Source organism: Acetobacterium sp., assembly GCF_030652775.1.
In the GTDB taxonomy this organism is placed as follows: Bacteria; Bacillota; Clostridia; order Eubacteriales; family Eubacteriaceae; genus Acetobacterium.
Window position 1 is genome coordinate 1 of record NZ_JAUSPS010000049.1, and the last position, 13645, is coordinate 13645.

The window sequence follows — 13645 nt, forward strand, 5'->3', positions numbered from 1 at the left end:
AAGTGATAATGGTAGCCACCAGTACCGCCGAAGTCGCCATGATATCGTTGCGGCTGTCAATGGCAGTTGCCATCAGGGTCAGCGAATTAATGGTTTTTCCGATTTTTCGATAAAATAAGCATTGCCACAGCTTGATTAAAATCGCCACAACCAAAACGACCACACTGATCATGCTGAACTGGGGCATATCCGGATGAAGAATTTTATCAACGGAACTTTGAATTAGCTGCAGCCCTAGAAACAGAATGATAAAAGAAACCACCAGACCGGATATGTATTCCATCCGCTGGTGACCAAAGGGATGGTCGGCATCTGCCGGTTTGCTGGACAGTTTAAACCCCATCAGCATCACCAGGGACGAACCGGAATCGGATAGATTATTGACCGCATCAGCGGTGATGGAAATGCTGTTAAATAGCAAGCCCACGGTTATTTTGATGATAAACAGCAGTAGATTTGACCCAATCCCCATAATACTGGCCAGTTTTCCGTAGTTCTCCCGAACACGGGAATTACCGGTATTTTCATAATTTTTAATCATTTTTTTTATTAATATATTTGTCACAAAGCTATTACCTTTCTAGCTTAATTTGGAATAATTTGATTCACGCATTGCATTTGATCCTACGCCTGAAGCTCAGCATTGCCAACCGTTGATTGGTTCTTGCTGGTCAAACTGACCCGCAAATTTCGGTGAAATAGTCTATCCGAACATTATACCCTAAAATCATCAAATCACCAAACAAAGAGAAAAAAATCCCGGTTTTTCGGGATTTTCGTCGTTAAGCGCTCATTTTAAAACATACTTTAAGGATTCAATGATGCTGTGGGCAGTCAGGGTACTCTGACCAAAGTTTGCGGCATAGTAATCACCGGCCTTGCCGTGATAAAATACCCCGGCTCGGGCAGCTTCAAACAGATCGACGTTTTGCCCGGCAATACCGGCGATCATCCCAGCCAGCACATCGCCGCTGCCACCGGTGGCCATGCCTGGATTTCCAGTGGAATTAAACCAGATTTCGCCATCGGTTCCAAAAACCATGGTTCGATAGCCTTTTAATACCACCACCACCTGATATTCCATGGCGAATTTCTGAGCGTAGCCGATGGGATCTTTTAAAATATCTTCCCGGGGCACATCGATGAGTTTGGAAAACTCGGCGAAATGAGGGGTGATAACCACCGGGGTTTGCGACTCTTTTAAAACATCCCTCACCACCGCCAGATGATGAAGGCCATCAGCATCAATCACCACCGGCAGGCTTCCTTCCAGCAAATGCTCGAGAATAAAGCTGTAATTCTTAGCCCGGCCAATACCCGGTCCGATTAAAATCACCTTTTTGCGATCATGTTTGATATCATCCGAGGTGATATTACAGTCATAGGTTTTGATCAGGGCTTCTGCCGGTGCCCGGGCGACCACCGGGATATAAATATCCTGGGGCACATAGCAGGTCACCAGACCGCCGCCACTTTTCAAGGCTCCTTCAATCGACATAATCCCGGCACCGCTCATACCCTTGGAGCCGGCGATCACAACCACGGAACCGTAATCATATTTATGGGTATTCTTTTTTCGTTTCTGGGGAAACTTCAGATCACTTTCCTGGGTATAGTGTTTTTCATTGGGAATACTGTTTTCATCAACTCCGATATCAATCAGGACGGTGTCGCCGGTGTAATCCGGGCCGTCGTTTAACAGACAACCGGTTTTGTAATTCTGAATGACAATCGTTTTATCGGCAAAAATGGCGTTGCCGATATTAAGACCAATATCCCCCCGTAATCCCGATGGAATATCAATCGCTATTTTCACTTTGTCAAAATCATTGACGATATCAAAGATGCGATGATACTTTTTCGGAGTTTCTTTGTCCACCAGACCAGTCCCGAAAATTGCGTCAACAACAAGGGTGGCACGTTTCATGATCAGACTCAGATCCTCTAAATCCACATCTTTCAGTAAGGTACGGATGGGGATATTTTTTTCTTCTAATCGTTTCAGACTGATGCGATTATCCTCCGACAGCTTTGTTTCGTCTTCGGTCAAAAAAAGATGGACGGTATAACCATCTTCGATCAAGGCTCGGCCGATGACCAGCCCATCACCGCCGTTGTTACCCGGTCCGCAGAGGATGATAACCTGGGCATCTTCGTCAAGATCTCCCTTTATAATATCGGCACAAGCATAACCGGCTCGTTCCATCAGTTCAATGCTGGGTGTACCGGCGGCTACGGTGTGGCGATCCATAACAGCCATTTCTTTTGGTGTTACTACTTTCATTTCTTTCCTCTTTTCCCATGTGTGAAAATAATCTATTGATTATTTGTCATTATATCAAATAGAAAACATTTGTAAACCATAAAAACACTCGCTGCCAATGAAGGCGGCGAGTGTTTCATGTTTACCATTATCTTAATGCATCCAGTACTTTGATGGTTTTGGCATCAATTTTTCCAGTTTCGTTAAGGCCGTTGGCTTTTTGGAAAGCCTTAACCGCTGTTTCGGTGGCATCATCAAAGGTTCCAGTGGCTGATTCAGCGGCCAGATATTTTTGAGTCACTAAAATTTGCTGATAGGTTTGCAGCACCTTGCCGCTATCACCTTTTTCAAATTTAATATCTTCAGCTACCAACGAAATAATGGTGGAACGATCCAGCTTGCCGGATTGTTCCAGACCCTTCATCGCCTGATAGGTTTTAATCGCTGTCTGCACCTCTTCGTTTAATTGATTGGAGGGCTGACTGATCAAAAATCCCAGTGAATATAAAATCTGCTGATATTCCAGGATCTCAGCATTGGTATCGCCAAGAGCATACTCAGTAATCACAATAGTGGTTCCATCATCTGTCTTAATTTCACTTGTCTTCTGGTCATCATCATCTACCTTATCCGCATTGATGGTCAGGTTTGCCGGCTCCATGCCCACCGCAATGGAAAAAACATCAGCAATCCCTTTTTCTTCAATGGAAAGCTGATCGGCTGCCGAATAGACGTCTTCGATAACAAAAGATGAGGTTAAAAAAATCAGGAAAAGTGTAAAAACAATGTAAAGAATCACATCTTTAAACCGTTTAAAGGGAGTTTGCTTATTCATCATCCTCACCTGTCCAGTTGTGCCATACTGCCTGAACATCTTCGTTGTCATCAAACATATCAATCATTTTTAACATTTTTTTGATTTCGGTCGCATCGGTCAGCTCAACTTCGGTGGCCGGGATCATTGCGATCTCGGCCGAGGCCAGCTCATAACCTTCATTTTTCAGGGCATCACAGACCTGCCCAAAATCGGCCGGTTCGGTACTGATTTCGTAGCCTTCATCGGCGGTTTCAATATCTTCCGCACCGGCATCCAGGGCTAGCATCATCAGGGCTTCTTCATCAATATCATCCGTTTTTTCGATCATAATCTGACCTTTTTTGGTAAACAGGAATCCCACACAACCACTGGTACCCAAATTTCCGCCATTTTTATCTAAGGCGTGGCGGACATCTCCAGCGGTTCGGTTTTTATTATCGGTCAAGGTTTCAATAATCACCGCAACCCCACCTGGTCCGTATCCTTCATAGGTAATTTCTTCATAAACGCTGCCCTGTAACTCGCCGGCACCTTTTTTAACGGCCCGATCAATGTTTTCATTGGGCATATTAGCAGCCTTCGCTTTGACAATGGCTTCTTTCAGTTTTGCATTCATTTCCGGATCGCTGCCACCCTCCCGGGATGCAACCGCAATATACTTTGCTAACTTGGTAAAAATTTGACCACGTTTCGCATCTGCTTTTCCTTTTTTGTGTTTAATAGTCGACCATTTTGAATGTCCAGACATCGACAACCTCCTTGATTTATATATCATTTACAATTTGTTATTATAACATATTGTCCTTTTTTCACAAACATGTTTTTTGTTTCTTAAACCTCAGCCTCAATTTTATTCACTTCAGATTCCAGTTCTTTTCTTAATAGAATCAGCTGGATGATATCCTCCTGGGCAAAAAGATCGTCAAAGATCTTTTCATAGTGGGACGCCTTTTTGCCGTGGTTCAGCTTATATAAATGTCCGATATTGTCCAGAATACTGGTGACTAAACTTGATTTGAGACCAAATAGCCGCTGCGCACTTTGAATTTCTTCCCGGATCGATGACATTTCCCGATCCACATCGTTCACAGCATTGGCAGCATTTATCAATCTTGTTTTGATGTCTTCCGGAATGTTTTCTTTGTATTTATAATTTAAGGAATGTTCAATAATGGACCAGAAATTCATGGCCAGGGTACGGATCTGAATTTCCACTAAAATAGACTGATTTCCAGACACGCAAAAAACCGGGTAGCGGATGATCAGATGATAGCTTTTATACCCACTGGGTTTAGCTTCACTGAGATAATCCTTTACCTTAACAACTTCCATATCACAATTGGTTCTTTTTCTGATCAGCTCGACGACTTCGTAAATATCATCCTCAAACTGACACATAATCCGAATCCCGGCGATATCCTGAATCGTTTCTTCCAAGGATTCAATATCAACGCCATAGTTATGGATTTTTTCCAGAATGCTGGCCACGCTCTTGACCCGGCCATAAACCGACTCAATCGGAGAATATTCGCCAATTTTTTCGTACTGCTCTTTTAAACTTGTAAATTTTAAAACGATCTCATCGACTGCCTGATGATAAGGGATGAGAAATTCCTGCCAATATTTAGTTCCCAAGGACTTTACCTCTTATTATTCATCCCAGCGAATTTTCTTCCCTGGTAATTATTTTCCTGCTTCATGCGAGCTTCTAGCTCATCTTTAATTTTCCACCAGCTAGTGTTCCAGTTGGTAATAACTGAGTCTTCTTCTGGAACCCGACCAATCAGTCGCTGAACAACAATCTCCGGATCTAAATACTCCAAAAATAAGATTGCCCGGGTGATATAATCATCCTTTGTCAGAAGCATCACCTTTTTTTCATCATACCACTTTTTTAAAACGGTATTTTTTTCAATGTATAAACTATGACATTTTACAAAATTAGTTCCTTTTTGGGAAAGAATCTTTGCCCCGTTGATAACGTCTTCTTCCCGGTCCCAAGGCAAATCCAGGATCATATGCGTACAGCTTAACAAACCAGCTGCTTTGATCCGATCGATCGCCTTTTCATAGTCAGCCAGGGTATGTCCCCGCTTTATAATTTTCAGGGTTTCTTCATTGACGCTTTGCAAACCCAGTTCGATGGTCACGTCGATGGCCTGTTCTTTTTTGATCGCAGCTAGAAAGTGGAGTTGTTCATCGGTGATACAATCCGGGCGGGTCGAAATGGAAATCTCCACCACATCCGGACGGATGGCTTCCTGAATCCACTTGCAAAAATCTGGAAATGCGCAGTAGGTGTTTGAAAAACTCTGAAAGAAGGGGATAAATCGTTTTGCATGATAGCGTTTTCCGATATAGGCGATATTCCTCTCGATTTGCTCCCTGACGGACAGCTGGTCGGACAAGGTTTCATTTCCACCGCCTTTGGTGCCACAATACACACAGCCCCCGGTTCCTTTTGAGCCATCACGGTTGGGACAGGTCACCGGAATATTAACCGGAATTTTATATACTTTTTCCCCGTACCGTTCTTTAAGCCAAACCGAATAGATATTATACAGATTTTCTGTCATTATTTTTTTTAATTTCCTTAATTAATTAGATTAAATAGACGAACCCTTTTATTACTAATCAGGTTCGTCTGAAACTTTTATATTAATTTCGTGACACATTCGGGCAATTCTTCTTTTTCACAGCTTAAACTGAGAACGAACTTTATTTCATGTTTTTCGTTAATCTGTTGTATTTTCTCGACGATTTTGCAAATGTCCGCTGGGGTTTGATAATCAATCAGTCTCAATGTATTATCAATAAAAACTATTTTTACATCATAGTTCTCTGCAATGACCCCGCTGATAAAGCCAAATAGTTGATCTGATCCGACGATGCCAAACTCCTCCAGGTTTGTAAATCTGATTTTAGTATCTACTTTTACTCGATATTTGTCTCTGTCGTTAAGAAAAATGATATCCCCTTCGCAAGTCTCCAGCTCAGTGTTTGCCATGTCAATCATTTTTTTTGTTTTGCCGCTTCCTTTTGAACCGTATACAAATTCAATCATTTTAGACACCTCATTTCATATTGATAAGTTCATTATAAGGGTAAGTACCAATAATTTCAATCATTTTTAAAGAAATCAGCATAACATTTCAAAATATTATGCTATAATAAATAAAATTAGCCTTAAGGAGGTCATCGTTTGAATAGTTCGGAAAATTATGAATCCCTTGTATCCCTTTTTGATAAACAGTTAGCATTCGCTCAGAACCTTCAAAAAAAGATTATTCCTTCCCCAGGGTCTTTTGTTTCGGATCATTATCAATTTTACAGTTATCTCAAACCTTTTCGCAAAGTTGGTGGTGATTTTTATGATTTTCATTTTCTGGACAATGGAAAAATCAGTCTTTTAATCGCTGACGCAACCGGCCATGGTATCGACGCCGCAATGATCACCAGCATGATAAAACTGAGTTATTCCTATACTATGAAAGATAATCAGATCAATCAGTCTCCCAGCCTGGTGTTAAAACAGATTGAATCCGATATCAGTCAGCAAATGGATAATACCTTTTTTACCGCCATCGCCCTGATATTAGACCCTAAAGAAGATATTTTATATTTTGCCAATGCCGGTCACCCGGATGCCGTTCTCTTGAAAGCCAACCAAAAGATTGAATTACTCAAACCCAACCTCCCGATGCTGGGATTGCAGCAGTTTATGACGACTATGCACTATTTTGATATGCGTATCAATTTCTCCAAAGGCGATAAACTGCTACTCTTTACCGATGGTCTTGTCGATGCAAAAAATCCGAACCGGGAGGACTTTTCGATGGAACGGGTGGTGTCGGTCATTAAAAAGAATGCCGATTTGCTGATCAACATTTTAGGCAGTCATATTATTGATGCCTGCGTTGATTTCAAACAGGAACAGGCTCCCTCGGACGACGTCTGTATTTTGGGGATTGAGGTCGATGACTAGTTTTCTAATGGAAATCTAATCATATCTGACTAAACTAGTGGTATACGTTATTTGGAGATTTTTGAAAAAAATCTCAAGAAAGGACGGATTACCATGTTAGAACCTAAACGAATACTGATCTTAACCTGTTCCCACGGGTCGGGCCATAAAATGGTAGCCCAAACCCTTAAAGAGAGTTTTGAAGCTCGCGGGCATCTTGTCTCAGTCCAGGATCTGTTTGATAAAACTAATCCTACCCTCAACCGGATGATAGAAAAATCCTATCTGCTTTCCTATTCCATTGGCAGCAGTTTTTACGAACGCGTTTATTACGACGTGGAAGAATATGCTCATAATAAATTTATGTACAACCTCTGGCATTTCACCAGTAAAGCATTGTTGAAAATGATCGCTGAATTTAAGCCAGATTGTATCATCAATACCTACGGCTATACTATTTCATCGATCCTTAAAGAAGAAAACTACCCACACATTAAGCTTTTTACGGTAGTCACTGATTTTTGCATCCCCAAACCATGGATCCATCAGGATACCGACCGCTACTATGTGGCCTGTGACAACGTTGAAAACACTTTGGTATGTGAAGGGATTCCCCAGGAAAAAATCTTAAAAACCGGAATTCCCATCCGCGACGCTTTTTATGCCCGGGGCAACCGTAATACCATCATTAGTAAGTATAATCTGGATCCCCATAAGAAAATCCTGATTATTTTTGCCGGAACCTATGGGGTTCTTAAAAACATCAAAGAGATCTGTCATCGCACCGATCTGATGGAAAATCTTCAGACCATTGTCATTTGTGGCAAAAATCAGAGCCTCCAGCAGGAGCTTGAAATGGAAGATTTGCCAAATACCCGGATTTTTGGTTTTGTTCCCGATATTCATGAATTTTATTCCGTCGGTGATTTGATGGTAACCAAGCCCGGGGGTATTACCCTGAGTGAAGTGGTGACCAAAAAAATTCCCGTGATTTTATATAATCCCACCCCCGGCCAGGAAGGCGAAAATGCCGATTGGTTTAAACAACAGGGTGCTGCCGTTGTTGCCAATAATTTTAATGAGCTCATTCTTGCCATTGATGCCCTCAAGGAAAATGAAATCAAACGTTTCTCAATAAAAAACAGTCTGGGTAGAATCGACAATGGTCATGCAGCCAGCCTGATCACCCAAGACGTTTTAACCCAGTTGAATATGCCTGACGTGATTCCTTACCTGACAGAATCCATTTAAACACAGCGAAAGATCTTTTTAAGCTTCTTCGTTTACTATTGACCTATCAATTAAGCGTTACTGTTGGTCTGAGTTGTAAGAACTTAATCTTAAAAGATAACCGATTGAAAAGAGGAATTTAATGTGAAACCACGAATTATCAGCGACAGCTCATGTGATTTGCCCAAAGATTTTCTAGAAAAGGACGGTATTGATTTTTCACTTGTTCCTTTGAAAATAATTGTCGGCAATCATGAATTTATAGATGATGAAACCCTGAATACCAAAGAACTGATTGCCGCCATGAAGGCCGAAAAAACAGCAACCTCTTCTTCCTGCCCGTCCCCCGAGGATTTTGCGGCTGAGCTGCGAAAGAACAAAGAAAGCTATGTGATCACCATGACCTCCGGCTTAAGTGGCACCTATAACAGTGCCCGGGTAGCCAAAAACATGGTTCTTGAAGAAGATAACTCCCTGAAAATAAGCCTCTTTGATACCCATTCAACCTCGCCAGTGATGATTTTGATGGTGATGAAGCTCCGCGATCTCATCAAAGCTGGTGAGATGGATTTTGACACCATCAGTGAAAAGCTGGCGCTCTACCTTGAGTCCTTGAACCTGCGCTTTTTACTTCAGGATTTATCCAACCTGGTTAAAAGCGGACGAATGAACCGGGTGGCTGGCGCTGTGGCTTCGGTTCTCTCGATTATGCCAATTTTCAGATCCGATGATAAGGGTGAAATCCAGCTGGTAACCAAGGCTCGCGGCATTAAAAAAGCGCTGTCCGGTCTTGCCAACATGGTGGAGGAAAAGGTCAAGACTCAACCGCAGTTTCCCGTGGTCATTACCCACTGCAACAACTTAAGCCAGGCCGAAACGCTCAAAGATCTGCTGGAGAAACGGTTTGATCTCAAAGAAATTTATATTTTCCCAATGCACGGCTTAACGACTTACTATTCCAATGATAAAGGCCTATTAATGGCATTCTAATCTTTACCTTAACTTTTGTATAATGCATCACTTAAAAAAAAGACTTAAACCTGATCATTTGGTTTAAGTCTTTTTGTCTTTTGTTTATTCTTTTGCTTGGATCTAATCCGCCCGGCGGTACTCATCCATGGCCTGGTTTACCAGTAAATCGGCCTGATTGTTATAAGGGTTTTCCGCATGACCCTTAACCTTATGAAAGGTCACCTTGTGGCTGTTGACCAACTGATCCAGTTCCATCCAGATTTCTTTGTTTTTTAAAGCCCCGGCTTTTCCCCGGGTCCAGTTCTTCGCCTTCCATCCACCAATCCAATTCTGCAGATAGGCGTTGACAACATAGGCCGAATCACTGTAAATATGCACTTCGCAGGGCTCCTTTAACAGCTTTAAGCCTTCAATCACGGCCACCAACTCCATCTGGTTGTTGGTGGTGTTTTCATAGGCCCGCTTGTACTCTTTGGTCACGTTTTTCTCGGGATAAATCAGTACGCCGCCGATGGCGCCGAGATTTTCCCCTTCCTGGCCATTGCCGCGGCAACCGCCATCGGTATAGAGATGAATAACTTTCATCGTTGCTATTTTACCACGATGTTGAAAATCTTTCCCGGGACGTATATCTCTTTGACAATGGTTTTACCCTGGGTATAGGCGACAATGTTCTCCTGCGCCAGAGCAATGGCCTTGGCTTCGTCCTTATCGGCGTCAACGGGAATGGTAATGGTTCCCCGGACCTTACCGTTGATCTGAACGGCCATTTCAATGACATCATCCACGGTTTTGGCTTCGTCATATTGGGGCCAGGCCGCATCATCCAAGGTTCCGCCCATTTCCAAATTCTGCCAGATTTCAGAACTGATATGAGGTGCCACCGGATAGAGCAATTGCAAAAACGTCTTAAAAGCATCCCTGGTAATCGAACCTTCCCGGTTGAATTCATTTAATAAGGTCATCAGAGCGGCAATCGCGGTGTTGTATTTCATTTCTTCAAAATCATCGTTAACTTTTTTTATGGTTTTATGTATAGCCGATTCCATAGTTTTGCCATAGCCAGCTTCCTCACTGACCATATCCTGAAGTTTCCAGACCCGATCGAGGAACCGTCGGCAGCCTTTGGCGCCGTTATCCGACCAGGGCGCAGATTTTTCATAATCCCCGATAAACATAATATAGGTTCTCAGAGTATCGGCGCCAAATTCTTCAATGATGACGTTGGGGTTAACCACATTACCCTTGGATTTCGACATTTTTTCGCCGTCGTTGCCAAGAATCAGACCCTGAGCCGTTCGTTTGGCATAGGGTTCGCGCACTGGCACACAGCCGATATCAAACAGGAATTGATGCCAGAACCGGGAATAGAGCAGATGTCGGGTAACGTGTTCCATCCCGCCGTTGTACCAGTCCACCGGCATCCAGTATTTGAGTTTTTCCGGCGAGGCAAAAGCTTCATCGTTTTTGTTATCAAAATAGCGTAGGAAATACCAACTGGAACCTGCCCATTGGGGCATCGTATCGGTTTCTCGTTCCGCCGGACCACCACACTCAGGACAGGTCGTTTCATACCATTCCGGAATGTTCGAAAGCGGCGATTTCCCGGTATCGGTAGGGGCATAGCTTTCCACAACTGGTAATTCTAGTGGCAGCTGATCCTCCGGCACTGCTACCATCCCGCATTTGGGACAGTGAACAATCGGAATTGGTTCGCCCCAATAGCGCTGACGATTAAAGGCCCAGTCCTTCATTTTATAATTAATGGTTCGTTTACCCAGTTTTTCCTGTTCCAGAAAATCGATCGTTTTCTGGATGGCATCCTTGACTTCCATGCCGTTTAAAAAGCCGGAATTGACCATTTCACCAGAATCAGTATTGGTATAAGCGGCTTCGCTGACATCCCCACCCTTAATGACTTCAATGATCGGTAAATCAAATTTTTTGGCAAAATCCCAGTCTCTTGTATCATGGCCGGGAACCGCCATAATGGCCCCGGTGCCGTATCCCATCATGACGTAGTCGGCGATGAATATGGGGATTTCGGTGTTGGTCACCGGATTAATGGCCTGAATGCCTAAGATCCGCACCCCGGTTTTATCCTTGGCCAGCTGAACCCGCTCAAATTCGGTTTTGCGTTTGGCCTGTTCCTGATAATCTACCAGTTCATCGAGATTGGTAATGACTTCTGACAGATCCTTAATCAGCGGATGTTCAGGTGCAATAACCATAAAGGTCGCCCCAAAAAGGGTGTCTGGTCGAGTCGTAAATACCCGCAGCGCCTTATCGTAGCCGGCAATCGTAAAGTCAACTTCGGCACCCACCGATTTGCCAATCCAGTTTTCCTGTTCCAAACGGATCCGGGGCAGATAATCGACGTCATCCAAACCTTTGAGCAGTTCTTCGGCGTAGTTCTTGATTTTCAGAAACCAGACGTCTTTTTCCATTTGCACGACTTCACTACCGCAGCGGTCACACTTGCCGTCGCGGAAATCTTCGTTGGACAGCACCACCTTGCAGCCGTTGCAGAAATTAACGTAGGTCCGGTCTCTAAAGGCCAGACCATGTTTAAATAACTGTAAAAAGATCCATTGTGTCCATTTATAATATTTAGGATCAGTCGTATCGATCTCTTTATCCCAGTCAAAGGCATAACCAATCCGTTTTAACTGATTGGTAAAGACGGCAATGTTTTCATCGGTCACTTCCCGGGGATGACGACCGGTTTGAATGGCGTAGTTTTCGGTGGGCAAACCAAAAGCATCCCAGCCAATCGGAAAGAGGACATTAAAGCCTTCCATTCGCCGTTTTCGGGCAATCACTTCCAGCGAAGTATAGGCGCGAACATGACCGACGTGGAGCCCCACGCCAGATGGATAAGGAAATTCAACCAACCCGTAAAATTTTTCTTTCTGTGAGTTTTCTTCCATCCGAAAGGTCTCATTTTCTTCCCAATACTGCTGCCAGTGCGCTTCTATTTTCTTATGCTCATATGTTGACATATTTCCTCCATTTACTCGTTGGTAACTTTTCTTTATATCAAACAACCTTCTAACAGATTTTCTCTATTTTGCTGGTTCGCAGACAGTTTTCTGCTGCGAAAAAAAAATCCGCTCCCTATAAGGGACGAACTTTTTCTTGTCTCCTAACGATCTTCATCCCTCATTATAAATAAGGGGGGAACCGCTGTCAATGATTTGTGCTTTTTTTTCGCTTATGGTATACTGTAAAGCAGAAAACTGCAAAGGAGCATTTATGTATCCCTTACTGAAAATTAACCAGAAAAAAATATTAGATAATACCAAAGCTATCATCAATCGGACCAAAAAACTGGGGGTTGAGGTCACCGCTGTCACCAAGTGTACCGGCGGCAACCTGGAAATTGCTCAGGCCTTCCTTGATGGGGGCGCCACCTCGATTGGTGATTCCCGCATTAAAAATCTCAAAAATCTGGCTCCGCTGGCCTGTGAAAAATGGCTGATCCGGGTTCCCATGCCCAGTGAGGTCAATTATACCGTTGCCTATGCCACCCTATCGGTAAACAGCGAAATGAAAACCATCCGGCTGTTAAACCAGGCGGCCAAAGCCCAGGGTAAAACCCACGGCATCCTCTACATGCTTGACCTTGGCGATCTTCGTGAAGGTCTTTTTATCGGCGATGGAAATCCGACAACAGCTGAAATCGAGTCATTGATATCAGCCTCATTCGCAAAACTGGATCAGGATCTTGAGGAAATTGGGGCGATGGAAAACATCTGCCTGCGGGGCATCGCTACCAACGCCACCTGCGTCGGTGCCACCATCCCCACCCCTCAGACCTTTGGCGCCTTTTTCAAGGTCAAAACAGTGATCGAAAAAAAATATCAGCTCCCCTGCGAGATCGTCTCCGGCGGTAATTCGAGTGCCTATTATCTGGTCGATAATGAAACCCTGCCCGCCGAAATCAACAACCTCAGACTCGGTGATGTGATCCTTTTTGGTCGCGAATCGGCCTATTATCACTGCTATGATTACCTCCATCAGGACGCCTTTATTCTGGATGTGGAAATCCTCGAGCTACAGGACAAACCGACCTACCCAGTGGGTGAAATCGGCCGCAACGCCTTTGGCGAAATCCCCGCCTTTGTGGACAAGGGGATCCGGCGACGAGCCATATGTGGCCTTGGGCGCCAGGACACCGACACTGATCATATCTTTCCGCTGGTTCCCGGACTGACGATCGTTGGTTCCAGCTCCGACCATCTGGTTATCGACGTCACCGACGCCGAGATCGCCTTTCAGGTTGGTGACATCATCAGCCTGCGCTGCGACTATGTGGGGGCGCTTCACGCTGCCACCTCCGATTATGTTGAAAAAATAGTTATCAACCAATAAATATAAAGAGAATTAGACAAGGAGA

13 protein-coding genes are annotated in these 13645 nt (G+C 43.8%); 4 read left to right on the forward strand and 9 right to left on the reverse strand.

Annotated elements, in window-relative coordinates; genetic code table 11:
• The 7 genes from Q7J41_RS08410 to Q7J41_RS08440 all read right to left on the reverse strand — a co-directional run.
• Window positions 1-565 (reverse strand): cation diffusion facilitator family transporter (locus Q7J41_RS08410; RefSeq protein WP_304887074.1); only part of this gene is annotated, 565 nt, incomplete at its 3' end.
• Window positions 566-790: 225 nt separating this feature from the next.
• The gene (locus Q7J41_RS08415) at window positions 791-2284 is read right to left on the reverse strand and encodes an NAD(P)H-hydrate dehydratase (RefSeq protein ID WP_304887076.1); all 1494 of its coding nucleotides are present in this window, start codon (window positions 2282-2284) and stop codon (window positions 791-793) included.
• Between the two features lie 127 nt (window positions 2285-2411).
• Window positions 2412-3098, reverse strand: coding sequence for a peptidoglycan-binding protein (locus tag Q7J41_RS08420; RefSeq protein WP_304887078.1), 687 nt, complete (start codon window positions 3096-3098; stop codon window positions 2412-2414).
• Window positions 3091-3828, reverse strand: a complete 738-nt coding sequence (locus Q7J41_RS08425) for a YebC/PmpR family DNA-binding transcriptional regulator (protein WP_304887080.1) — start codon at window positions 3826-3828, stop codon at window positions 3091-3093. Before Q7J41_RS08425 ends, Q7J41_RS08420 begins: the two co-directional genes overlap by 8 nt.
• 83 nt (window positions 3829-3911) lie before the next feature.
• Complete coding sequence (locus Q7J41_RS08430; RefSeq protein WP_304887082.1) at window positions 3912-4715, reverse strand: GTP pyrophosphokinase family protein; 804 nt, start codon at window positions 4713-4715, stop codon at window positions 3912-3914.
• Window positions 4716-4720: 5 nt separating this feature from the next.
• On the reverse strand, window positions 4721-5656 hold the full coding sequence (locus Q7J41_RS08435; protein WP_304887084.1) for a TIGR01212 family radical SAM protein: 936 nt from the start codon (window positions 5654-5656) through the stop codon (window positions 4721-4723).
• Between the two features lie 77 nt (window positions 5657-5733).
• On the reverse strand, window positions 5734-6144 hold the full coding sequence (locus Q7J41_RS08440; protein WP_304887087.1) for a hypothetical protein: 411 nt from the start codon (window positions 6142-6144) through the stop codon (window positions 5734-5736).
• 138 nt (window positions 6145-6282) lie between these two features.
• Here Q7J41_RS08440 and Q7J41_RS08445 point away from each other — a divergent pair, with 138 nt between their 5' ends.
• From Q7J41_RS08445 to Q7J41_RS08455, 3 genes are all read left to right on the forward strand, one after another.
• A complete protein-coding gene (locus Q7J41_RS08445; RefSeq protein WP_304887089.1) occupies window positions 6283-7065 on the forward strand; it encodes a PP2C family protein-serine/threonine phosphatase in 783 nt (260 codons plus the stop codon).
• Between the two features lie 93 nt (window positions 7066-7158).
• The gene (locus Q7J41_RS08450) at window positions 7159-8295 is read left to right on the forward strand and encodes a glycosyltransferase (protein ID WP_304887091.1); all 1137 of its coding nucleotides are present in this window, start codon (window positions 7159-7161) and stop codon (window positions 8293-8295) included.
• Window positions 8296-8418: 123 nt separating this feature from the next.
• On the forward strand, window positions 8419-9264 hold the full coding sequence (locus Q7J41_RS08455) for a DegV family protein (RefSeq protein WP_304887093.1): 846 nt from the start codon (window positions 8419-8421) through the stop codon (window positions 9262-9264).
• 102 nt (window positions 9265-9366) lie between these two features.
• On the opposite strand, the gene Q7J41_RS08460 is transcribed toward Q7J41_RS08455, so the two are convergent.
• Together Q7J41_RS08460 and leuS are read right to left on the reverse strand one after the other, a co-directional pair.
• Window positions 9367-9831 carry an RNase H family protein gene (locus tag Q7J41_RS08460; protein ID WP_304887095.1) on the reverse strand — a complete coding sequence of 155 codons (465 nt, stop codon included), beginning with the start codon at window positions 9829-9831 and terminating at the stop codon, window positions 9367-9369.
• A gap of 5 nt (window positions 9832-9836) precedes the next feature.
• Window positions 9837-12248: a leucine--tRNA ligase gene (gene leuS, locus Q7J41_RS08465; RefSeq protein WP_304887097.1), complete on the reverse strand. Its 2412-nt coding sequence runs from the start codon at window positions 12246-12248 to the stop codon at window positions 9837-9839.
• A 253-nt stretch (window positions 12249-12501) separates the two neighbouring features.
• Between leuS and Q7J41_RS08470 the strand changes: the two genes are divergently transcribed.
• Window positions 12502-13620: an alanine/ornithine racemase family PLP-dependent enzyme gene (locus Q7J41_RS08470; RefSeq protein WP_304887099.1), complete on the forward strand. Its 1119-nt coding sequence runs from the start codon at window positions 12502-12504 to the stop codon at window positions 13618-13620.
• Window positions 13621-13645: the final 25 nt, after the last annotated feature.